This window comes from Pedobacter sp. A2324, assembly GCF_059693705.1.
Window position 1 is genome coordinate 112,469 of the sequence record NZ_JCASSK010000004.1, and the last position, 23,228, is coordinate 135,696.

Annotated in this window: 23 protein-coding genes and 1 pseudogene; 8 read left to right on the forward strand and 16 right to left on the reverse strand. The window is 41.8% G+C overall.

Annotated features, from left to right (window positions below):
• Positions 1-14 precede the first annotated feature (14 nt).
• The 3 genes from AC570I_RS13070 to AC570I_RS13080 form a co-directional block, all read right to left on the reverse strand.
• On the reverse strand, positions 15-932 hold the full coding sequence (locus AC570I_RS13070; protein ID WP_497405763.1) for a helix-turn-helix domain-containing protein: 918 nt from the start codon (positions 930-932) through the stop codon (positions 15-17).
• Between the two features lie 12 nt (positions 933-944).
• Positions 945-1,853 carry an SDR family oxidoreductase gene (locus tag AC570I_RS13075; RefSeq protein WP_497405764.1) on the reverse strand — a complete coding sequence of 303 codons (909 nt, stop codon included), beginning with the start codon at positions 1,851-1,853 and terminating at the stop codon, positions 945-947.
• 137 nt (positions 1,854-1,990) lie between these two features.
• On the reverse strand, positions 1,991-2,869 hold the full coding sequence (locus AC570I_RS13080) for an EamA family transporter (RefSeq protein WP_497405765.1): 879 nt from the start codon (positions 2,867-2,869) through the stop codon (positions 1,991-1,993).
• A gap of 152 nt (positions 2,870-3,021) precedes the next feature.
• Here AC570I_RS13080 and AC570I_RS13085 point away from each other — a divergent pair, with 152 nt between their 5' ends.
• On the forward strand, positions 3,022-3,714 hold the full coding sequence (locus AC570I_RS13085) for a hypothetical protein (protein WP_497405766.1): 693 nt from the start codon (positions 3,022-3,024) through the stop codon (positions 3,712-3,714).
• Positions 3,715-3,798: 84 nt separating this feature from the next.
• Here AC570I_RS13085 and AC570I_RS13090 read toward each other — a convergent pair whose 3' ends face one another.
• Both AC570I_RS13090 and AC570I_RS13095 read right to left on the reverse strand, forming a co-directional pair.
• Positions 3,799-4,389 carry a GIN domain-containing protein gene (locus tag AC570I_RS13090; RefSeq protein WP_497405767.1) on the reverse strand — a complete coding sequence of 197 codons (591 nt, stop codon included), beginning with the start codon at positions 4,387-4,389 and terminating at the stop codon, positions 3,799-3,801.
• Positions 4,390-4,691: 302 nt separating this feature from the next.
• Entirely contained in the window at positions 4,692-4,841 is a 150-nt protein-coding gene (locus tag AC570I_RS13095; RefSeq protein WP_156166733.1) for a lmo0937 family membrane protein, read from the reverse strand.
• A 699-nt stretch (positions 4,842-5,540) separates the two neighbouring features.
• Between AC570I_RS13095 and AC570I_RS13100 the strand changes: the two genes are divergently transcribed.
• A complete protein-coding gene (locus tag AC570I_RS13100; protein ID WP_047799437.1) occupies positions 5,541-6,569 on the forward strand; it encodes a LacI family DNA-binding transcriptional regulator in 1,029 nt (342 codons plus the stop codon).
• Between the two features lie 70 nt (positions 6,570-6,639).
• Complete coding sequence (locus AC570I_RS13105; protein ID WP_156166732.1) at positions 6,640-6,819, forward strand: hypothetical protein; 180 nt, start codon at positions 6,640-6,642, stop codon at positions 6,817-6,819.
• 89 nt (positions 6,820-6,908) lie between these two features.
• Here the strand turns inward: AC570I_RS13105 and AC570I_RS13110 are convergent, their stop codons facing one another.
• Positions 6,909-7,364, reverse strand: coding sequence for a GNAT family N-acetyltransferase (locus tag AC570I_RS13110; RefSeq protein WP_497405768.1), 456 nt, complete (start codon positions 7,362-7,364; stop codon positions 6,909-6,911).
• Between the two features lie 148 nt (positions 7,365-7,512).
• Entirely contained in the window at positions 7,513-9,378 is a 1,866-nt protein-coding gene (locus AC570I_RS13115) for a TonB-dependent receptor plug domain-containing protein (RefSeq protein ID WP_497405769.1), read from the reverse strand.
• Positions 9,379-9,390: 12 nt separating this feature from the next.
• Here AC570I_RS13115 and AC570I_RS13120 point away from each other — a divergent pair, with 12 nt between their 5' ends.
• From AC570I_RS13120 to AC570I_RS13130, 3 genes are all read left to right on the forward strand, one after another.
• A complete protein-coding gene (locus AC570I_RS13120; protein WP_497405770.1) occupies positions 9,391-10,935 on the forward strand; it encodes an aminotransferase-like domain-containing protein in 1,545 nt (514 codons plus the stop codon).
• A gap of 101 nt (positions 10,936-11,036) precedes the next feature.
• Positions 11,037-11,807, forward strand: a complete 771-nt coding sequence (locus AC570I_RS13125) for a carbonic anhydrase family protein (RefSeq protein WP_497405771.1) — start codon at positions 11,037-11,039, stop codon at positions 11,805-11,807.
• Between the two features lie 142 nt (positions 11,808-11,949).
• Positions 11,950-13,596, forward strand: a complete 1,647-nt coding sequence (locus AC570I_RS13130) for a sulfatase family protein (protein WP_497405772.1) — start codon at positions 11,950-11,952, stop codon at positions 13,594-13,596.
• 61 nt (positions 13,597-13,657) lie between these two features.
• Here the strand turns inward: AC570I_RS13130 and AC570I_RS13135 are convergent, their stop codons facing one another.
• The 9 genes and pseudogenes from AC570I_RS13135 to AC570I_RS13175 all read right to left on the reverse strand — a co-directional run bounded on the left by AC570I_RS13135 (position 13,658) and on the right by AC570I_RS13175 (position 21,254).
• Positions 13,658-14,386, reverse strand: coding sequence for an esterase family protein (locus AC570I_RS13135; RefSeq protein ID WP_497405773.1), 729 nt, complete (start codon positions 14,384-14,386; stop codon positions 13,658-13,660).
• 51 nt (positions 14,387-14,437) lie between these two features.
• Positions 14,438-15,043 carry a GDSL-type esterase/lipase family protein gene (locus AC570I_RS13140; protein WP_497405774.1) on the reverse strand — a complete coding sequence of 202 codons (606 nt, stop codon included), beginning with the start codon at positions 15,041-15,043 and terminating at the stop codon, positions 14,438-14,440.
• A gap of 138 nt (positions 15,044-15,181) precedes the next feature.
• Positions 15,182-16,039, reverse strand: a complete 858-nt coding sequence (locus AC570I_RS13145) for a metallophosphoesterase family protein (RefSeq protein ID WP_497406129.1) — start codon at positions 16,037-16,039, stop codon at positions 15,182-15,184.
• A gap of 42 nt (positions 16,040-16,081) precedes the next feature.
• Positions 16,082-16,285, reverse strand: a pseudogene (locus AC570I_RS13150) (fibronectin type III domain-containing protein); the annotation flags it as partial.
• Between the two features lie 21 nt (positions 16,286-16,306).
• Positions 16,307-16,459, reverse strand: coding sequence for a hypothetical protein (locus tag AC570I_RS13155; protein ID WP_497405775.1), 153 nt, complete (start codon positions 16,457-16,459; stop codon positions 16,307-16,309).
• Between the two features lie 7 nt (positions 16,460-16,466).
• Positions 16,467-16,721: a hypothetical protein gene (locus tag AC570I_RS13160; RefSeq protein ID WP_497405776.1), complete on the reverse strand. Its 255-nt coding sequence runs from the start codon at positions 16,719-16,721 to the stop codon at positions 16,467-16,469.
• A 21-nt stretch (positions 16,722-16,742) separates the two neighbouring features.
• Positions 16,743-19,526, reverse strand: a complete 2,784-nt coding sequence (locus tag AC570I_RS13165) for a TonB-dependent receptor (protein WP_497405777.1) — start codon at positions 19,524-19,526, stop codon at positions 16,743-16,745.
• Positions 19,527-19,639: 113 nt separating this feature from the next.
• Entirely contained in the window at positions 19,640-20,632 is a 993-nt protein-coding gene (locus AC570I_RS13170) for a FecR family protein (RefSeq protein WP_497405778.1), read from the reverse strand.
• Positions 20,633-20,708: 76 nt separating this feature from the next.
• The gene (locus AC570I_RS13175; protein WP_497405779.1) at positions 20,709-21,254 is read right to left on the reverse strand and encodes a sigma-70 family RNA polymerase sigma factor; all 546 of its coding nucleotides are present in this window, start codon (positions 21,252-21,254) and stop codon (positions 20,709-20,711) included.
• 383 nt (positions 21,255-21,637) lie between these two features.
• Here AC570I_RS13175 and AC570I_RS13180 point away from each other — a divergent pair, with 383 nt between their 5' ends.
• Together AC570I_RS13180 and AC570I_RS13185 are read left to right on the forward strand one after the other, a co-directional pair.
• Entirely contained in the window at positions 21,638-22,198 is a 561-nt protein-coding gene (locus AC570I_RS13180) for an RNA polymerase sigma-70 factor (RefSeq protein WP_497405780.1), read from the forward strand.
• A 68-nt stretch (positions 22,199-22,266) separates the two neighbouring features.
• Positions 22,267-23,202 carry a FecR family protein gene (locus tag AC570I_RS13185; RefSeq protein ID WP_497405781.1) on the forward strand — a complete coding sequence of 312 codons (936 nt, stop codon included), beginning with the start codon at positions 22,267-22,269 and terminating at the stop codon, positions 23,200-23,202.
• Positions 23,203-23,228 lie beyond the last annotated feature (26 nt).

The following is a 23,228-nucleotide window of genomic DNA, read 5'->3' on the forward strand; positions in this document are numbered from 1 at the left end:
TTAAATTCGTATGATCAGTTAAACGACTGCCTGAAAGCCATTGGCGATAAACTGGTTTTAGTTTTGAAAAGTTTACTGAACGACTGCAGGTGTTCAAATCCCAGCTCATAGGCAATTTCACTCACGGATAAATTGCTGGTAGACAGTTTTTCCTTGGCCAGTTCAATGAGTTTATCATGAAGGTATTGCTGAGTATTCTGCCCGATCAGTGACTTTAGCAATCCCGTTAAATATCCGGAAGAAATGTTCAGGTCGGCAGCAATCTGCGCAACGCTCGGCAAACCATTTACCGCCAGTAAGCCACTTGAAAAATAATCGCCCACCAATTGTTCCAGCCGGTCTATGATTTCATGATGCCCGGCTTTTCTGGTAATGAACTGGCGCTGATAAAAACGTTCAGAGTAACTTAATAATAGTTCCAGCTGGGCGATTACAACCTGCTGGGTAAAGCGGTCTGTATTTGAATTTACCTCCTGATTGACCTGGTGTGCAATGGCATTTAAGGTAAGCTCTTCCGTTTCCGAAACATGGAGGGCCTCATAAAGCGAATAGTCAAAAAAATCGTACTGTTTAATGGCTTTGGCCAGGTGGGTACCCCATAACAAATCGGTGTGGAACAAGAGCATCCAGCCTGTTGGGCGATGCGTGCGGTCTTCATATACTTCCACTGTAAACACCTGCCCGGGCGCCATGAAAAACAACACCCCATCCTCAAAGTCGCTCATTTGCTGCCCATATTTTATTTTGGCATCAGGAACCCTTTTCAGTGCAACTGTATAAAAATCGAAGATCATACTTACCGATCGGTTTTTCATCGGCATGTGTACATTTTCCAGATTGACCACACTCACCAGCGGGTATGCCGGTTTAGGCAAGCCCGCTAGTTTGTGGTATTCGGAAATGGTTTTAAATCGATATTTTAGCTTATCCATCTCCTTAAGATATTAAAAATAAATGCCATTTACCAAATCTTCTGGTAATGATGGATGAGTTGGGTTCCAGCCCAGGGTTTCGCGGGTAGCGTGGGCTGAGGCCGGGCCATCAATTGAAGCAAAATGTTCGAAAAATCCGAAGTGTGAAGCTGCTGCGTTCCCAGACTTAGACACAACTGGTATATCCAATTTTGAGCCTATAATTTCTGCAATTGATTTAAGGGTAACAGCCTCATCCGCAACTGCATGGAAACGCAATCCCGGCTGCGCTTTGTCGAGTGCCAGGCGGTAAAGCACAGCAGCATCCAAACGGTGTACGCCGGTCCACCGGTTTAGTCCGGCGCCAATGTAAGCTGATTCACCTTTTTTACGGGCGATATCAATCAGCATGGGTACGAATCCGTGCAAATCACCTTCTCCATGTACTGAAGGAGATAAACGGACAACAGAGACCTTTACACCTTTCGCTGCAAGTGTATCAACAGCCTTTTCTGATGCCACCCGCGGGTTATGTGAATGTTCATAGTCGGGGATTGTATCTTCACTGGCCAGTTGTCCCGGTCCGGCTACTAATGTACCTGATGTAACCAAAAATGGTTTATCCGTTCCAAGTATGGCATTTCCGATGGCTTCAATAGCAATGCGGTCTATTTCGCAAACCTCAGCAAAGCGGGTAAAATCATGAATAAATCCCAGATGAATGATGCCATCGGCAGACTTTGCACCTGCAATGAGGCTATCCAGATTTTCTAAATCACCATGGTGAACTTCAGCACCAGCCGCCTTTAAACGTTCAGCCGCCTCGTTATTCCGCGCGAGGCCTAAAACCTTATGGCCCGCCCCAATTAATTCATTCACTACAGCATTGCCAACAAAGCCTGTTGCTCCGGTTACAAAAACTTTCATAAGTTCTCTTTTCAATAATTAAACAATGTTATTAAATATGAATTGTGATCATTTTTTTCAAACGATCATCAACAATACAAAAGTGAAGTATTGATCAGGTGTTTATTTAGCCGGATCTGATTTTGATTTAGCCAAAACAGGCTAATGAGCACTTAATTGGTCCTTTGCCTGATATTGAAAACAATGACCGCAAGAAAAATCAGTCCGTAAGCGAAGATCTGAAGTATTCCTAAAGTCTCATGATAAACCAGTCCCGAAAGCGCAAATGCAATAATGGGATTAATATTCAGGATCATACCCACCCTGGAAGAGCTGATGCCACTCAGGGCATATAAGTTCAAAAACAGAGGGATGATGGTATAGATTACCGCGATAATTTCAACATAGAGATAGAATTTAAAATCAGTAGGCAGCGGCCCTGAAAAAGAAGGATAAAAAGGAATCAGGATTAGGGCAGCCAACACAATGTGAAAGTTGAGGATGATAAATTTATCAAAGCCTTTATTCTGATGCTGACTAATCAGGTAGCAGGCATAACTTAAACCAACTATTGTACTGAAAAACATATTGGAAATACTGGTGTAAGAAAGCAAAACGCATCCTACGCAACTCAAGGCCACAGAAAACCACTGCAACCTGTTCAACCTGTCATGCAAAAGAAAATATGCCAATAGGGTTGTCAGGATGGGGCAAACCAGGTATGCTACTGAAGTGGCCCTCACACTGACGTGATTCATTACATAAATAAATGAAAACCAGTTTGCCGTGAGTAAAATACTCCCGCCAACATTAAGCCAAACCATATTGCGCTTGTTTTTTAGTGGCAGTGCCTGGAACAAAGCAATATTTTCTCTGATTTTTTGTCGTTTAAAAAGCAGCGAAATCACCAGCATAATCAGGGCACAGCTAAATACTCTGTAAAAAAGGATATCGAGCGAGGAATAAGCATGCAGCGGTTTTAATACGAGACTAAAAAATCCCCATATAGAGAAGGCAAGGATGGCAGCTAAATAGTATTTAAGATTTTTCAAGATGGCTCGCTTAAAAGATTTTCGGATGATCAATCTGGTTTTCAAAACTAGCTTTTTAATCGATTTTTTCAGCTATCGCTAAAATTATTTGTAAAAAATTAGAATTCAGATATCTTTGAAAAGGAAACTAATTTTAACTAACGCTCTAAAACATGAGGAAGATTTTATCCGCCTTGTTTGTAGTGGTTGTATGCCAATTTTCGAACCAGGCAAATGCCCAGCAAAACCAAACTACATCTAAATTCAGAATCGCCCTTAACGGCGGTTACAGCTACCGGTTAGGAAAGGTAGCCGATAATGTACCTGCATCGCTAAAACAATACATCAGGGGGCTGAAATCCGGATATCATTTCGGTGCTGATGTTCACTATTTTTTTGCCGAGTGGGGGGTAGGAGTCAGTTACAATGCCTTCAAGTCGTCTAACGAGATTGGAAATGTCACTACTCCAACTGCCAATGGGACAACCATTTCGGGTACACTTAAAGATAACATCACCATCAGTTTTATCGGTCCGAGCCTGGGCGGTCGCCACATCAGCCGGAACGGGAAGCACGTTCTTGTTGGAGACATTGCATTGGGTTATCTCAGCTATGAGGACGAGGCGAGCCTGTCAGGCAACTACCATACTTATGGTGCAACGTTAGGAAGTAACCTTGGATTTGCTTATGATTATCAGGTGGCAAAAAACATATATATAGGTGCTAAATTAGGCTTCGTAACCGGAACGATTAAAAAAATGAAGTATACCTCAGGAACTACAGAAACAACGTTAACGTTTAATGATGGAGAAGCAGAAAGCCTTGGCCATGTAGACATTTCTGCCGGAATAAAATTCAATTTATAGTGTTTAAACAGTATTGCAGAAAGCTTCATGCGAAAGAAAGGCGATCAATTGATCGCCTTTCTTTGCACTAATATTTTTTATTGCTTATTTACTCAACGCGGCTACGGCATTTTCAGCGCTGAAGCTTGTTTTTGTTTTTGCTGCCGTGAATTTATTCATGGTTAGTTTCTGGCTGGCGCCCATAACCAGATTGTGCTCACCAGTTGATCCGCTTAAGATCAAATCAGCATTGTCTTCAATCACAGTATATAAACCTTCTGAGCGTGAATTCAGCTCCAAAGCTGCATTTCCACTTAAGAAAACCTGAAGATATTTGGTGTTTAACATTCCTTCAGTTTTTACCTTTGCATTGTCACCTGCCTGGATTCTGAAGAGGTCGTTCACAAACACGGTTACTTTTGCCGGAGCATTATCAGTAGAAACAATTTCCAGTGCGTCGCCATTCTGCAATACCTTAACGCGGCCGCTATTGTCGTCGTTATAGCTTACACCTGTGCGTGTTCCCTGAACGATGGTTACTTCTACGTTGCCATTCACTTTAATGCGTTTAAAGTTTAACGATTTTGTTGCATGAACCGGTTTAATGGTTTCAGCTGCGCTGGTTGACAATACTGCTGAAGTTGATAATACTAAAGCTAAAGAAGAGGCGAATAATGTGTTGAAAAGAGTTTTCATATGCTTTTGATTTAAATTCTATATAATGTTTTTATTGATTGTTCTGATGATAAGACGTCATGAAGCGCAAAACGTTGCAGCAATAAATGCTGCATTATACCAGCCTTGCGCACTAATCGACGAACGCCCGATATTTGAAGACCAAAAGGAATTTAACGGATAAGCTGTTAGGGAGGATGCAATTACCCGGAGGAGATATGCAAAAAAAAAGTGCCCCATGCAGGGGCACTTAAAAATATGTTTCTGAAGATAACTCTCCGGATGCATGAATGCTGTTGCCGTTCATTCGGCCTGTTTCAGAACTATCTTCCTACTAGTAAACGCCAAACCACTGCGATAACAGCAATAACCAATAAAGAGTGAATAATTCCTCCGGTATAGTATCCGCCAAGGAAACTAATTAACCAGATGATAACCAATACTACTGCGATGATATAAAGTAAATTTCCCATAATTGCTTTCTTTTCTAGTTCTAACAGAACATGCCCTAAAATGTTTAGAAAATATGTTTTTAAAGCGGAAATGGAGTTTGCAGGCAGAGAGCAACTGGTTGTGCTATCCATACAAATTAAAGCCCTTGATGCGGCTTAAGAAGAAGATTTGAGGTAAACAAGCTAGTTAATCACATTGATCATGATAAACATTGCTCGTCTTTCTCATCCCCGCTAAGTTTCCATATGCACGCAAGCCAAACAAAAACAGCAGTGGAAATACCTAATTCAGGGTCAGCTAGTTTAAAGGAAGAAAAAAGAGCAACTGCTGATACTGCAGATGCGAAAAGATATGGGAGTAATTTTTTTATTTTCATAATAAGTGTAGTTAAATACCCTAAATCAAAAACTTGTCCATTTTTTAATAAAAACAGTATGAAACACTAATATTATATTAGTTTGACATTTTGACTAAAAAAGTCAGGAATGTACCCTTGGTAAGGCTGCAATATGAGGCGAAAATATGTCAGTAAATTCCTGAAAAAAGTGACAGTTTTACAAGACTGAACTAATTATTGGTCAGGTTTTTTCCTTTTTATTCTGCATGTGCGCCAAGAATACTTATTTTAGCGATATTCGCTATTTAACACACGGCCCTAGGCTTTCGCTATCGTACAGTGTCGTGGTTAAAACGGAATAAAGATTAGTTTAACGAGTTTAATGAGTAAAAGAATATCAATCAAAGACATTGCTGAAAAGGTAGGCGCTTCAGTAACAACAGTTTCCTTTGTGGTGAACGGAAAGGCAGCGGAGAAAAACATCAGCAAGGCTTTGACAGAAAAAATCAAGAAAGTTGTTGCTGAACTTGGCTATCAACCCAGTTCATTAGCCAGAAGTTTGCGTACCGGCAAATCAAAAATTATAGGCTTCCTGGTAGATGATATCTCGAAACCTTTCTTTTCGGAAATTGCCAAATTTATAGATGAGAAAGCTTCGGCCAGCGGCTATAAAATTATTTTTAGCAGTACAGGAAACGACCAGAACCGGGCAGCAGAAATTCTTAAAATATTTCAGGACAGGCATGTGGATGGTTATATTATTGCGCTGGCTGAGGGCATAGAGACAGAAGTGATCAACCTGATCAATTCCGGAGCTCCTGTGGTACTCTTTGACCGCTATCTGCCTGAATTAAATGTAGACTATGTGCTTACGGATAATTTCAGCTCAACTCAAAATGCGACCAGGCACTTGCTGGACAATAAATTTGATAAGATTGGCTTTATTACCATCGATACCGATCAGCGCCAGATGCTCGATCGATTGGCAGGTTATGAAGAAATGATTGCGCCTTTCCATGAGCCCAGGGTATTGAAGGTGAAATATGAAAACTCAGCATCTTCACAACAACAGATCAAAAACTTTATTTCAGAAAATCCCGATTTAAAGGCATTACTTTTCGCGGCTAACTACCTCACCATGGATGGATTGAAGTTATCGAAAAATGAAGAGGGAAACCCGTTGAATAATAAAGCTATCCTTTCATTTGATGATTTTGAGTTACTGGAGTACGTAAGTCCATCTATAACTGCCGTTGAACAGCCTATTCAGGATATTGCTGAATATATTATTAAGCTGCTCATTAAAAAAATGAATATTCAGTCTACCGACAGGAAGCCTGAACCTCAAATGGTTAAACTAGGTACAAAACTTAACATAAGACAGTCTACAGCAGCACTTCAGAATAAATAATTCATATTTAAGGTTTTTAGCAAGAAGCCAGGGTTATTGCGGTCAGCATGTTGACGCAATATCCCTGGCTTTGCTTTTTCTCACCATCCTGGAAACTATCGATGCCTCAAAGAGGCTAGGTATTCCTGATCAGTTGCTCAATGTAGGTACAGGGCTGGCTCCGGATTTGGTCACACTTTGGTCGGGTACAATTGTCACAAGCCCGACCAATCCCCGACTAAAGCCCGACCGAACAGTGACGCAGGGCTAAAGGATGGCAGAAAAATATACCCCCCTGAACAGGCTCTACCTGTATGGAAATGTTAAAATTTAATAAGCAGGTATGTTGGTGGCGTAAAATTAGTGCGCAGGCCTGAACACCATTTCAAGATGAGGGATGCCATCTTCCATAAACTCAATATCGGTTTCTTCAAAGCCCAGGCGGGCGTAAAACTCCTTTGCATAGGTTTGAGCGCCTATTCTGATGGCTGCAGCACCATAAATTTCCCGACTTTTATCAATGGCAGCCTGCATCAGCAGTTTTCCTGCGCCAGTTCCCCTTACGGATGAGTGGGTAATTACCCGGCCGATTGATACTTCATCGAAAGACAAGCCAGCAGGAACAAGACGTGCGTATGCTACCAGCATCTCATCTTTAAACATCATCAAATGGTGGCAATGCTGATCCTTACCATCTGCATCCTGATAGTTGCAGTTTTGTTCTACAACAAATACCTCATTTCTTAAACGTAAAATATGATAAAGTTCATTTACGCTCAGTGCTTCGAAAGCCTTGAAAATATTCCGGTAGCTCATTTAGGGTTAATTTTGTATTAAAAAAAAGCTGGATGTAATTATTACATCCAGCTCCAAAGATACTTTTATTCCTGATGCGTAAAAATGTTGTTTTTGCATCAACTAATGCTTTTACTTCATCACAATGGGCATGGAAGCAAGGCTTAAATTATAAAGTACTAAACTTAACACCCAAACTCCACCAGCGCGATGGCAGGGGTATAGTTCCGATTTCGAAATACTGGGTGTTGAAAATGTTTTGTGCATCTACGTAAACGGTAAACTTATCTATTGCCTGACTAATTCTGAAGTCGTTGATCCAGTAGGATGCACCCGACAGTCGCTGGTTTAATCTGGTGGCAAATAAAACCGATGAGCCTTTGTGTTTAAAATCAACCGTATTGGTAAGCTGGTGTTTTAAAGATGACAGCTGATATTTATAGGCCTGACCGGCCTGCATATCTTTAAACTCCGATTCCAGGTATGAGTAGGCCAATCCGATATTAAGTCTCGAACTGCCGCCGATTTCTTCGGCATGATTGGTCCGGATGTTTATGCCTTTTGTAACCATAAGTCCCACATTGTTCGCCTGCCATGGTTCGCTGGTGGTACTGCGAATCCAGTCGATAAACTGATCTATTCTTCTGTAAAAGAAGTTGGAATTGATGGTGAGTTTTTTCTCCAGGATTTTGAATCCTATTTCACTTTGAAAAGCGTTTTCCGGCCTCACATCGGGGTTTCCGATATTTCCGGGGCGCTGGCTTAAGTAAAGGTCGGTAAAGGAAGGTAGCCGCTGACTGGTTCCGAAGGCGCCCACAATTTTCAAAATATTGCTTAGTTCATAGCTTGCGTCCAATCCCGGATATACCTGCCATTTGTAAGAAGAATTGTAATTGATATAAGTACCTGCATTTACATTTAGTTTTTGCAGCAGATTGGTTTTGTACTGTGCGTAAAAACCCAGGTTCTCGCGGCGGTGTTTACCAATGTTTGAGGAATTAATGTCTTCATTTCTGAATTCTGTTCCAAAGGCCAGTTCACCGGTATTGGTTTTGTATGCACTGGATACTTCGGCCGCAAAGGTGTTTGTGCTATGTTTGCTCACGCCTGCATCAGGATTTATTTTTCCAAAATAGCGATAATCGTCGAAGTTGTAACGATAACTTAAACGTGAATTTAGTGACCACCGCGCAGACAAGAGGTGTGAAGATTGTATTGCTGCCAAAGTAGTTTGTACGGTTTCAATGGCATTTTTATCGCTTGGTGCCGCGTAAAAAGCATTTGCTCCGAATTCATTTTTTGTGTAGCCAAATGATGCATTGATTTCATTCAGGCTATCTATCTGAAAATTTCCCTGATAAAATAACCGGGTATTGTCGAACTGCGTATTGAAACGGTAGCCGTTGCTTTTATCCTGCGACCCGTAAAAAGAGTGTTGTTGCTGCTTTTTGCTGAGTACCGCCCCAAGCTGTATTCCGGCATTGTAAAAGGTTTTGCCTGTTCCTTCTGTATCTTTTTCGAAGTTGGTTCCGGCATGCGTATCAACCAGGACACCTGATTTAACCGGCTTTTTAGTGATGATGTTGATGGCTCCTGTGAGGCTGTTAATACCATAGATTCTTGCTGCCGGGCCTCTCACTACTTCGATACGTTCGATGGCCGCAACGGGGATAGGCAAATTGAGCATATTGTGTGCGGTTTGCGAATCGATAATTTTAGTGCCATTAAGCAACACAACGGTTTGCTCAAAACTTCCACCATCCACACTGATGTCGGCCTGCCCTCCGAAGGGTCCGCGCTGTCTTAAATCGATCCCGTTTGCGTATTGCAAAAGTTCTTGCAATGTACGGGCCGGTAATTTTGCAATCATAGCCTGATCGATGATATAAACATTTCTGTTTTGTTTGGAAACGGGGGTTTTAAATCCATTCTCATTAATCACTACATCGTTCATATTGATTACAGTGTCGCGCTTTTGTTGTGCGTAAACACTGATGGCCCAACTCAAAATTATAATCAGGTAAATTTTTTTCATTTCGTTATTTTTTTGCAAAAATACTACCTTGCCGTACCACTAAAGTATGCCAGTTTCAATAAAATGGATAGTCCGGTTCAAATTCCTTTTAAAAGTTTCATTCGACTTAATGCAGACGACGCTACTGCGATTTATCTACAAATCGTTTTTGGCTTCATTAAAGCCATCCAGCTGGGACAATTACCCGAGGGCACGAAACTGCCGGGAACCAGAGTACTGTGCAAGTTATTAGCCGTTAACCGGAATACGCTGATCAAAGCCTTCGGAGATTTAGAATCGCAGGGATTTATTGAAATTCTGCCCAATAAAGGGACATTCATTCTATCGAATCAGAAACAAGCGCTACCTAAACCAGAACATTCAGGAACGCCTGGGAATGAAAATACACCTGAAACCGGTTTTACATTCACACACTCATCCATTCTAGAGAGCCCCATCGAAATCAGTGAATTACCTCTTCAGTTTAATGATGGGTGGCCCGACCAGCGCCTGATCGATCATGGGGCTGTTGCGCGGATTTATGTTTCGAAGCTTAAAAGCCATAACAGAAAATTGCAGCTGGGCTATGTCGAAACTGAAGTTCAGCTGGCACTTAAAAAGCAAGTATCAAATTACCTGAATCTTACGCGTGGATTAAGGATTTCCGGCCTACAGTTAATCCACACAAGCAATCATGCAACCAGTCTTTTTCTGGTGATGAAACTGCTGATTGTTGCGGGAGATGTTGTGGTGGTGGCTTCGCCTGGCTACTATTCGGCAAATATGACCATAACAGACAGCGGAGCAGACGTTATTTCTATACCTGTTGATGAGGAGGGGATTGATACTTCCTATCTTCGAAAAATTTGTGATAACCAGAAGGTGCGGGTCGTTTACCTGAACTCAGTTTATCATTATCCAACTACTGTATCGCTGAGTGCAAAAAGGCGTATCGAAATACTGGAGCTTTCCAGCCTGTATGGTTTTGTGATCGTGGAAGATGATTATGATTTTGATTTTCATTTTGATAACAATCCCATCCTGCCTTTGGCAACTATGGATGCTGCAGCCCGGGTAGTTTATATTGGCTCATTCGACAGGTCGCTACCCGCTGGTTTTGGCTGTGGCTTTGTGTCCGGACCTGCTACCTTTATCTCCGAACTTGAAAAGCACCAGCGATTACTGGAGCCAAAGTTGGATATCATTAAAATGCTCGCATTAATCGATTGGATTAAGGAAGGGGACGTTTACCGGCTTTTGAAGAAAAACAAGCGTTTATACACAATACGGAGGGATCATTTAGCTGCACTACTGAATGATAAACTCGGTAAATATATTGATTTTACATTGCCATCACGGGGCCTGGCGCTCTGGGTGCAGTGGGTTGATGGGGTCAATCTGATTAAGTTGCGAAACAAATGTGCGGAGCAGGGATTATTTATGCCTAAAACTATTTTATATCAATCCAGAAATATTACTGCCACCAGGCTGGGCTTTGGAAGTATGAATGCACTGGAGCTTGCTCAGGCAGTAGATATACTTGCCCGGGCATTTGAGGACCTTCTAGATCAGAAATAACGGATTAACTTTATTGCATGTGTCTATAGTCCATATGTTTATGTTTTAATTGACGGAGATTTTTTTATACTTTTAGTTTAATAAACTTAATCAATATCACCATGAAAAAGATTTTTTCCACTTTTCCAGTGTTTATTATGCTGGTTTTCTTATTTGGGGCCTGTAATAATACCCCTGAACAGAAGTCTCAGGCAACAGCAAAAGAAATTTCTTCAGATGATTCGATAGAGATCGATAGTAGCGATGTATTGGAAAATAAGGTACTCAGTAAAGAGCAGCAGGCCCTGCTTAAACCGGAAGATGTACTTGCTTTGTTGAAAGATGGAAATGAGGATTTTGTGGAAGACAGGCTTACGGTGAGGAATACTTCAGAGCGTGTTCGTCAGGCTGCGTTAGGGCAATACCCAAAAGCTGTTATCCTTTCATGTATTGATTCGAGGGTGCCGGTTGAGGATGTTTTTCACCGCGGTATAGGTGATGTTTTTGTCGGCCGGGTTGCGGGAAATGTGCTCAATACCGATCAGCTGGCCAGTATGGAATATAGCTGTAAAGTATCCGGAGCAAAGCTGGTTCTCGTTTTAGGACATGAACATTGCGGTGCAGTTAAATCGGCTATAGATGATGTTAAACTTGGAAACATTACCAGTTTGCTGGCAAAAATAAAGCCTGCAGTGCTTGCGGCGAAGGCTGAAGGTGACAGGACATCAAAAAATGAAGCCTATGTACATGCTGTGTGCATCGAAAACGTGAAACAAATTACAGCAGATATACGGAAGCTGAGCCCTGTGCTTGCCGAAATGGAAAAGAATAAGGAGATCATTATTAAGGGAGCAGTATATGCGATGGATTCTGGGAAAGTTACCTACCTGTAAATTACAGATCAGTCGACAATAAATGGATGAATATCTGTAGCAACGGATATTCATCCTAGATCTTTAACGTTAAGTCTACTATTTTGGTAGTTTTTAAAATTCTTTTATATATTTGGCGCATAATGATAGCGGCATTTGGAATATGAAAAACTATCGTAATTTTCTAAGCACCCTGATTGGGTTCATCAGTGTATGTGGATCTGCTCAGCAACTAAAGGCTCAGCAAATCCCGAACAGGCCTAATATTATTTTTATCCTTTCTGATGATCATGCTTATCAAACCGTTGGAGCTTATGGTGCTAAAATCGCAAAGACGCCGAACATCGACCGGCTCGCGAAGCAAGGCGTCCGGTTCAATAATGCCGTCGTTACTAATGCCATTTGCGGACCGAGCCGTGCAACACTTTTAACAGGTAAGTATAGCCATAAAAATGGTTATCCGTTAAATGAGCAGAAGTTTGATACCAACCAGACATTATTTTCTGTTCTGCTTCAGCAGGCCAATTATCAAACTGCCTGGCTGGGTAAATGGCACCTGGGCAATCTGCCTAAAGGATTTGATTATTATAATATCCTGAACGGACAGGGGCAGTATTTCAATCCGGATTTCATTAGTTCGGCAGGGGATACAACACAAAAAGAAGGCTATGTAACCAATATCATTACCGATCTGACCAAACAATGGATTGAAAAGCGCGACCCCTCTAAACCATTTTTTTTGGTGGTTGGTGAAAAAGCGACTCACCGTTCGTGGGAGCCTGATCTTCAGGATCTGGGTGCCTATGATAAAATTAAGTTTCCGCTACCTTCTACTTTTTATGATCGCTATGAAACCCGTTTAGCGGCAAAAGATCAGGATATGACGATTGATAAAACCATGAACCTGACCAGCGATCTGAAAGTCCATGCAAGTTTCGACAAACCCGCAGCGAATGCGCCATCGCAAAAGGAATTGAATAAGCTTTTCCAGGCAGCCAAAACACCGGAAGAAAAAGCCGCACTGCAGAAGCAATTCGGATCGAGGCAGTTTGGCAGGTTGAACGATGAACAGCGCCAAGCTTACGCAGCTTATTATGGCAAGGTTACACGGGAGTTTGATTCATTGCAACTGGAGGGAAAAGCTTTGGTAGAATGGAAGTTTCAGCGGTATATGAAAGACTATCTTGCCACAGCCAATTCGCTCGACCGCAATATCGGTAAGATTCTGGATTATTTGGATGAGAGTGGATTAAGTGAAAATACGATTGTGATTTATGCTTCTGATAATGGTTTTTATATGGGAGAGCATGGCTGGTTCGACAAACGTTTCGTTTATGAAGAATCCATCCATGTACCCATGATTGTTCGTTACCCGAAACTTACCAAGGCAGGTACCACCACTGATAAAATTGTGCTGAATAACGACTGGGCTCCAACCATTTTAGATGCAGCGGGTATTAAAGTGCCTGCCGATATGCAAGGTAAATCTTTACTTCCTTTGCTAAAAAATGAAAAGGCAGTTACTAACTGGAGAAAAGATGCCTATTACCATTACTATGAATTTCCACAGCCTCACCATGTGCATCCGCATTTTGGAATCAGAAGCGACCGTTATACCCTTGCACGTTTTTATGGTGAGGTGAACAGCTGGGAGTTGTTTGACAATCAATCAGATCCAAAACAAGTTAAAAATATCTATGGACAAAAAGGACAGGAGAAATTAACGGCTGATCTGAAAGCAAAACTTAAAAAACTGATTGTCGAATTTGACGATCAGGAAGCACTAAAGATTTTTGATCAAAAGATTTAGTGATATTCCGCAGATTCTCGGATTGAAATAATATCATCTGAAAATCTGCGGCAAAAAGAAGTCAGATGTAAACGGGTGCCATTTTGCGCCAGAAATAAGGGCGGTGTGCATCACTCTCCCAGGTGTGGCACTCGTTTCTGATTCCCTTTTCCCAAAGCAGCGCGCTCAGCTGATGATTTTCCGGTAAAAACGGATCTGTTTCGCCAACAGCCAGAATAATCTCCATTTGTTTAAGCTGATTGAGCAGGAGGCTGTCGTTTAGATTGGCGAGATATTGTGTGGGCATATTGAAATATACCTTCTCGTTGTGAAAACCATTAAGCAAATCCTTATAATGTCCGGGGGTATGGGTAAGGTCGTAGCGGCCGCTGATGCCTACCGTTTTATTAAACAGGGTAGGGTATTTAAGCGCCAGGTTAACCGCATGATAAGCGCCCATGCTGAAACCCGCTGTGGCCATTGCGGCATTGCTGTTTTTCTGCTGAATAAGTGGAATAACTTCTCCGAGCAGGTATTGTTCATATTGCAGGTGGCGCTCAATTCTTACCGAGGGGAAAACATCATCGTTGTAAAAACTTTCGCGGTCAATGCTGTCTACGCAGAATACCTGAATAGTCCCGCTTTCAATTTTTGGACTTAAAGCAGCTATGATTCCCCAATTTTCATAATCGTAAAAGCGGGCCATACGGGTAGGGAAAAGTAATACAGGGCTACCTCCATGACCAAAAATGAGGAGCTCCATATCGCGTTGGAGATTTTGGCTAAACCATTTATGGTATTCCCTGTTCATGTTTGCCTATTGCTTTTGAGGGAAAATTAGTGACAACTTATTACCTGCGTGTTAATAAATTGGTAATGAATTATTTAGTTTCTGCGTAATGATTTCTTTCCACAACTGATATCCGGATGGCGTAAGGTGAAGTCCGTCGTCTTGAAAAAAGGAAGGTTCGGGGTTTCCAGCCTTGTTGAGCATTTTCGTAAACACATCAATAAAGGTCCAGTTGTTTTGCAGTTTAATAATCTCGCTCTCAATCAGGTTATTGGCATAACGAAACTGATCGGCCTGATGCCAGCGGCTCAGGCTAGGTTTCAGTGAAACAAAAAAGCAGGGGATGTCTCCGAATTTTAATGTGGCCATTACCATCAGCTGTTTAAAGAAAATAAAGACTTCTTCAGGATGACGGCCATCACCCAGGTCATTGTCGCCGGCATAAAATACAAATGCCTGCGGATTGAACTCCGTGAATATGCGATCGAAAAACCACACGCAGGCCGCGAGGGTAGAACCTCCGAAACCAAAGTTAGTAACCCTGCGATCGGGAAAATCAGATTTCAGGCTGTCCCACATGCGGATGGAAGAACTGCCATAAAATATAATACCCGGATCAGCCTTATTTCCACGTTGCCTGTTTTCAAGTTGCTTAACCTCATCTTCGTACCAATACATATCCTGCTAATATAAAAATTAGCAGAGCGTAAACGAAAATTTATATGTTAAGTTTATGTTGCTGCAGTAAAAAAAAGGGGCACCCTAAACATTGGTAATCCAACCAGCCGTATCAGATGCCCCGGGAGCGTAATTAATTTATTTCTTTTTTCTTAAATCGGTAAATTCTGCCGCCTGGTTTTTTGATTTCTTTTTGAGTTTAAACTCGTCGAAAACTTCTCCCGATGCTTTGTAAGCCGTATACTTCAGGTCTTCACCATCAACAGAAATGATCTGGAATAATTGTGTATCCTCAGCAAAAACATCCATCCATTTGGGGTTTACATCAACCTTATACATTTTTGGTCCGGCAACTGAAACCACATACATCGGTCCGCCTACCTTTCCCGATGTGCCAAAAGGAAGATTTTGTCCGCGGCTATAGGTATGGTCGTGTCCCTGCAATAGCAGGTCTACATGATATTTATCGAATAAGGGCTTGAACAGCTCCCTGAATTCTTTGTTATCACGCCCTTTTGCCGTTGAATAAATGGGATGGTGATAGGTGATCATGGTCCATTTTTGGGGATTGTTCTTCAATACCTCTTCCAGCCATTTTGCCTGTATTTTCATGGAGTTGGAATCCAGTACAATCATTTGAGAGTTGAGGGAAATGATGCGTACATTGGAATAATCAGTATAATAAACCGATTCTTTCAAGCCTTCCGGACCGTTTTGCGGCAGGGTATATTGCGCTTGCCAGTGTGGATCAAGGGTAAGTGCTTTTTGTTCGTCGCGAAAATATTCATGATTGCCTGATGAAGGAATACTGGGGATCATCCCGTTGATAAATCCGCCTCCAAAATGCCATTCGCCCCATTCGTTGTCATTGTTAGAACGGTTGATTAAATCTCCGGCATGTACAATGAAGCGGGCATCGCCGTGGGTAGCAAATGCTTTTCTGATTACCCTCGACCATTTGGATCTGATGTCATTCTGCGCATCACCGAGATAGATGAATGAAAAAGGCTGAACCTTTGCCGGTCCAGTTTTAAACTGGAACCATTCGCTCCAGTTTTGTCCGTCGCCCACACGGTAGGTGTATACCTGATCGGGCTGTAACTGATCGAAGGTTACACTGTGGTAATTTGCGGCTTCGTATTCTTTGCCTTTCAGCACGGTACCGCTTGCCGTATATTCTTTTGATGCGGGTTTTTCGAGCTTTGGCGAACTGTTTTCGGCCAGGATTTGTGCAAAGCTGGTTTTAACAGTTGAATCGGTTCTTCAGGTTACCGACTGTGTGGTTGCCGGATCGCCAGACCAGGTTAAGATAATCCGGTCGGGTATTGCTGTAGCTTTGAACGACTGTGCTGCACTTCGCTGATAAGTACTGCATAGGATAGCCAGAAGGCTTATTTTTAAGATAATTCTTTTCATTTGTAGTTTAATAAAACGGGGTATATTTAAAGCCGATGTTCGCCCATGATGAGTAATATTTATGGTCATTTGGCCTTCCGTCGCCATAATCAAGTATAATCTGGGCATTGTTGATGTTGCTGATACCCATAAAGATTGAAAAGTGTTTGTTGATTTTTTGCGATGCAGAGAAATCTAACTGAACTCTTCCTTTTTCCATTAAATCGTTGGCTTCTGTTTCGGCAAGCTCGGAGATAAATGTATCATAGAAATTAAGTGACAAACGACCTGAGAAACCATATTTCTAGTAAGACAGGGAAGCGTTTCCAACCTTCGGGCGCATAGACGGCAACCTTACGGTACGTTCACTCACCACACCCGGCACCTTAAACTTTGACTGGATCTGGGTGAAATTTCCATAAACCCCAAATCCGTTTAAAAAACCGGGAAGGAAGGTAAGTTGTTGTTGCCATGCAATCTCATAACCATATACATGGGCGTTGGCTCCATTTACCGTTTGGGTAACCTGATAACCATTGAAACTACCTCCCACCTGCGTATAAATGCTCTCATAGATATAGTTTTCAATGTTTTTATAGAACACTCCACCAGAGATCAGACCCAATGATTTTAAATAGTGCTCAAAAAGGAAGTCGACGTTGGTTGAAGTCGCCTGGTCGAGATCAGGGTTACCGATTTTCATTCGTTTACGGCGTGGTTCCACTTCCTGCCATGGCACTAAATCATAATAGCCCGGGCGTGATAGCGATCTTGTTACGGCTGCACGAAGGTTGGTGCGCTGACTGAGCGCATATTTTAAATTTAAACTTGGGAAAAAGCCGGCAAATGATGATGCCGTATTCACTTTGTTTGTGCTTACGTAATTTCCGGTATTATCAAAATTTACAATGTTACCATTGTAGTTAAACCCGGTGCGTTCATACCTTATACCAGTAATGATATCCAGTTTATCGAGCGTAAGTTTTCCCATACCGTAGCCGGCTGCCAGGTTTTCACTTCCGCTGTATGAATCCGGATCGGTATTCTGGCGGATGTAAGTCACATTTTCAACGAAAAGCGATTTGTTATTCTGGTAATATTGCTCCATCAGATAACCGTCTGAAATTGCTCCCGACAGGTTATAGTTTCCGTCGAAATACTGCTCACGTTCGTAGTTACCCAGGAAATTGGAGAGGGATAAGGTTCCGCTTTTTAAGGTGTACTGGTAATAGCTGCGGGTGTGATCATCTTCTTTATATTTATAGCGTCCGCCGAACTTAATGTTTAGCTTGTTTTTCGGACTTAAATCGAAGGTACGTTCAATATTTGCAGAGGCCTGTCCGTCTTTGTCGTGCGCAATCTGATGGCGGTTGGTATAGTAATTTGTGGTATACTTTGATGCGTCGTTTGGATTTACGTTTCCAAAATCGAATTGTAGCGCCCTTGGATTGGAAACGTCTAATGCTGCTGATAAACCGGAGTAGTTAAAATAACCATCAAAATAAAGTGGCTGATCGTATAGCCCTTCCGAATAGGTAAAATCCACATTGGCTTTCCAGTCATTGAAATCTGTTTTATAGCCCAGGGAGAAGGTGGTTAAATCGCGGTTGTAATTTCTGGGTGTACCGCTGGAGCCAATGCTTACACCTGTAACGTGGTTAAGGTCACTATAATCGCCTATGCTGTAGCTTTTTGTTCCCCTGGTTTGCAACTCGTAGAACTTATTATAGGATGCGCGTAAATAAATCTGGCTTTTTTCTGTAGGAAAGAAATCCAGTTCTGCCTGTAAACCCAGGTTTTCCCGTCGCAGGTCAGTTCCTTCCAGTTCCAGGTTAGAGAGCAATACTTTTTCTTCACCGTTAATTTCATAGGTATCATAATCTTTCTGCACGCGGTCTTCGCCACTGAAACTTTTGCTGTAATTGATTCCAGCCAGGTAAGCCCATTTATTACGGCGTTTGCCATAAGTTAATGAACCATCTATGTTTTGCTTATCCACAAGGAAGTTATGCCCGAATGATCCTTTAAGCTGAAGTTGCTCCTGACCTTGTTTAGGTGTTTTCGAAATGATATTTACAGATCCTGATGTTCCGTCTGCATCCATATCAGGTGTTAAGGTTTTGTTTACCTCTATAGCTTCTACAGTGGAGGATAAAATACCATTCAGGTCAATTTCTCTTGAACTGGTGGAGGTTGATGGCAATCTGTTTCCGTTCAGGGTTACCGAACCCATCGACTGATCGAGTCCTCTGATGATGATGTTTCTGGGTAAACCATAACTGTAATCCATGGCTATCCCCGGAACCCGCTGCATGGCTTCACCTACCGTGGCATCAGGAAAACGCTCAATCTGCTCTTCTGAGAGTACATATTTAATGTTATCGGCATTGCGCATATTGCTGAGCGCAACAGCCTCACCACGTCTGATCCCATTGATTGTAATCCCCTTCATTTCATTGCTTAAACCAGATATTTTAATTTCAACTGAAGTGGTTTTATTCTCTTCAATGCTGATGCTGTATTCGGTTGTATTGTATCCGATATAGGTAACAACAAGGGTAGCCTTTCCGGCAGTAACGTTGTCAATAATGAAGTAGCCATTCACATCGGTTGTAAATTTCCGGTTGGCGCCTTTTAAAATTACATTGGCATAGGGCAGGGTTTTGTCATTCTCCTTATCCTTGATGTAGCCTACAATGCTACCCGGTTTGGCAATTTTCGCTGCCACAGGTTTGTTTTTAAGGATCAGCATGCCGCTTTCTTCGATCATCATCAAATGGCTTTGCTGTAGCAATGTGGCTAAAATAAGTCGCGCCGATTGCTGATGATTATTGACTGAAACTTTCTGACTGGTATTTTCCGTATTGGTATAGATGAAATTAACACCTGTTTTCCGCTCTATTTGTTTAAGCACATCTTTAAGAGGCATGTTCCTGGCATTCAGGCTGATTTTGGTATCCAGACCGGTTTGCCCACTGGCTTCCGTTGCCTGTAGGAGATTAATAAAGAGGATAGATGTGATGATGTAAATCAGGCTTATTCGCATAATTATTTTCACAGGGCGGCTAGCCCCATTAAAATTTTTCATAAATTTGGGTGTGTTTAAATGTTCGTATTTATTCATATTTCTGATTGATCCTGGTTTGGTAGCTGGTGATCAATCTTTTTAAGGCCGTTTCCGTTTGCCGCGGGACCGGCTTTTTAGTTTTCGTTACATGTGTTTCCTCCTTTAAGATAAATAGTTTGATTGGTTTGTTTTATCTGAATGTTCATCACGGTATGAATCGTTTTTAGGATAGACTGAAGGTCTTTATTTTCGAAACGAGCGGTAAGCTTACAGTTTGAAACTTCAAGTGCCTTCAGGTTAAATGCTACATTGAATCTTCTGGATAATGAAGCGAATACCTCTTTAACAGGTGTTTGTTCAAAGGTTAACGTACCGTTTGTCCACTCATCAGCACGCTCCCTGATTGGCGTTACAGCCTGAAAGTGCTGAGAAAGGGTGTCGAAAGTCAGGCGCTGGTTCCTGGTTAGCAATACAGGTTCGGTTGCCTCAACAGCATTTTTTAATACACCTACTTTACCAGATTTCACACTTACTTTGATTTCCTTCTCGTTATGATAGGCCCGGATGTTAAAGCTGGTGCCGTAAACAACCGTTTTAATTTTTCCGGATTCAACTACAAAGGGATGTTTTTCCTGATGTTGAACATCAAAAAAAGCTTCTCCCGAGAGTTTGATCAACCTGTTTTTCTGCTGGTTAAATTCCCTGCTATAGCTGATCTGGCTCCCTGCATTTAGCACCACTACGGAGCTATCGGGCAGGGTGAAAGAAATGATTTTACCTTTAGGGGCAACTACGCTAACCCAGGCCGGGGATTCTCCAGTTGCTTTATTATTGACGGAGTATATTCCGAATACCAGTAATGCGGCAGCACACGCGGCCGCAATTCCATATCCCCATAATGCTTTCACTTTTCTCAGGGGCTTTACCTGCTTATTTTCCTGCACAGGAACAGAAAATGTTTCCTGAGGTTGGAGCTTACCGGTCATTTCCCAGAGTATCGCTACTTCTTCGTATTTTTTTTGATGTTCGGCGCCTTCGGCTAGCCAGGCATCAAGCTCTTGTTTAGAATGGTGGCTTTCCTGTCCGGTAAGCCGTTTAATGATATGATGCCAGATTTCGTCTTTCATTTGTAGATGGGTCTTCAGGGTTAAAGACAGATCTCGTTCAGGAAAATACGGGCTGGTCAGGTTAAGTTTCGGTTAACTAACCATTAAAAAAATGTTGGCAGTTTTCGTGGATAAATTTCATGCTTTTAGCCAGATGATCTTCAACAGTACGCGTGGAAATTTGAAGCAGCTCGGCAATTTCGGCATAGTTGAAACCTTCAATTCGATGCATTTTAAACACCAGCCGGCGCTTTTCGGGGAGTTCCTGAATCAGGTTTTGGAGGAAGAGCTGTTGCGGATGATCTTCTGTCGCAAACCCGGGAGGCTGAAGCTGATCAGAAAGCAGTGTCAATTCTTCGGTATCCAGGTAACTGACTGTTTTTTTATGCTGTCCGCCGAGATGGTTGAAAGAAGCATTTTTTACAGAGCGGAAAAGATAGGCTTTTGGATTTAATATCTCCTGGTCGGTATTCCATAGTTTAATAAAAATATCATTAACTATACTGGAAGATGCTTCGTTATCATTGAGGTAGTAGTTGGCATAATTTTTCAATATAGAGGCCCACCTTTTATAGAGCAACTCAATTTGCCGGGACAGATCTTCCTGACTTTTTTGGGGTTCGGTTTTTATTAGCGTTTCCACCTTGTGATATTCTTTTCAAAGAATGAAAGAAAATGTTAATCAGATGTTAACTGCAGGTTATGCTATCGAAATTCTTGTTTGAAAACGCATTTTGCAGGGTGTGAAACGCATTTTGACCCAATAAACAACCATTGAAGTTAAGAATATTACTTTTAATATTTTCTTAATACAGGCTTTATATAACGCCATTACTTTTGTGGCATAAAATATTTGGTTAGTATTTTAAAAGTTTAGGTTAGTTGATAAGAAAAGGTCACAATGGATGTTGTGACCTTTTTATTTTTAGTGTCAGTTCCGGTTCTGTTCATTTCCATTTTAAGCTTCACGATTAGTTAATGATAACTGAATATAGGCAAACTAGTTTTGCCGGCAGTAAGCTAATCATGTTGAACGAAACACTCATATCTTCACTTCGTAATCACGATCATAAAGCAATGGATCAGTTATTCAACCTCTACTGGGAGTTTGTATTTGATGCTGCCTTTAAGAAAACGGGTGATGAGGAGGTTGCACAGGATATCACTCAGGAGATTTTCATCTCCCTCTGGGAAAACAGGTCTTCCCTCGATATTGCTGGTAGTTTGCAGGGATATTTATACGGGGCAGTAAAATACAGGGTCATCAATTATTTCAGGTCTCAGGCGATTAGAAACGGGCATCAGGCAGAGCTAAGCTACCTGTTAAATCATCAGCAAATGCCCGATACTGATGCCAGACTTATTTTAAAAGACTTAAATCACGATGTTGAGCAGGCATTGGCCCGTTTACCCGAACGGATGCGACTGGTGGTTTCCATGAGCAGAAAGCAGGATCGTTCTGTAAAAGAAATTGCGCTCGAACTTGGCGTTTCGGCGCAAACGGTAAAAAACCAGATCACCGCTGCCATGAAAATCTTGCGCGAAAATCTTTCTTATATCCTGTTTATAGCTTTCCTGCTTTCTTAACCTAAACTTAACTTATCGATAACAAGTTTGGTTAGTACCATTCTGCATTTGAACTGACATCTATTCAAATGACACCAGACGAAGCAGCCCTATTGTTGCAAAAATATTTAGACGGAAATACCAGTGAAGAAGAAACCACTCTTGTAGAGGATTGGTACGGAATGCTTTCTTCAAACCAGAACATTTCCCAAGAACGTAAATTAATAGTTGCTGAAAATATGCGTGCGCATATCAGGGTTGCTATTCAGGTTCACGGGAGACGAAATCCTGCATTATTGTACAATATCTGGTTCAGGCTGGCTGCTATGTTGCTGGTTTTGGTATCTGTAGGATTAATCTTCCTGAACCTTCACCATTCAGCCTCATCTGAACTGACCGTTACCACGAAAGCCAACGAACGTAAAGAAGTTACCCTTCCTGACGGCTCGAAAGTAACCATGGAGGCTCTGTCTGAAATCAGCTATCCCGTTCATTTTTCTTCAGCAACAAGGGTGATGAAGCTGATAAAGGGTGATGCATTTTTTGCTATTCAGCATGATGAAAAAAGGCCATTTCGGGTTCAGCTGCAATCGAAAATGGAGATCAGGGTATTGGGAACCTCCTTCAGAATCAGGGATGTAAAACAAGACGATTTATTAAAGATCACGGTGGCCACGGGCAAGGTAGAGATTCGTAAAGATGCACTTGCGATAGATACCTTAATTAAAGGGGAAGAAATGGCTTTTCATAAAAAACTTGGCCAGGCATCAGTTTATCCCTCAAACGCACCGAACATTGTAGAACTGTCTTTCAACGGCAGCTCGCTCCAGGAAGTCATCCAGAAGCTGGAATACGTGTATAGCATCAGCATCCAGGTGAGTGATCCGAAGTTACTGAAGTTAAAATGTACTGCTCACTTCAACAGTTCGCAAACTGCAGATGAGATCCTGGAAATTCTCTGTAGCCTGCATCACCTCAAACTGAATACATCCAACAATCATAAAACATTTAAAATTCATAAATAAATGAACAGACAACCATAGTAGTATGC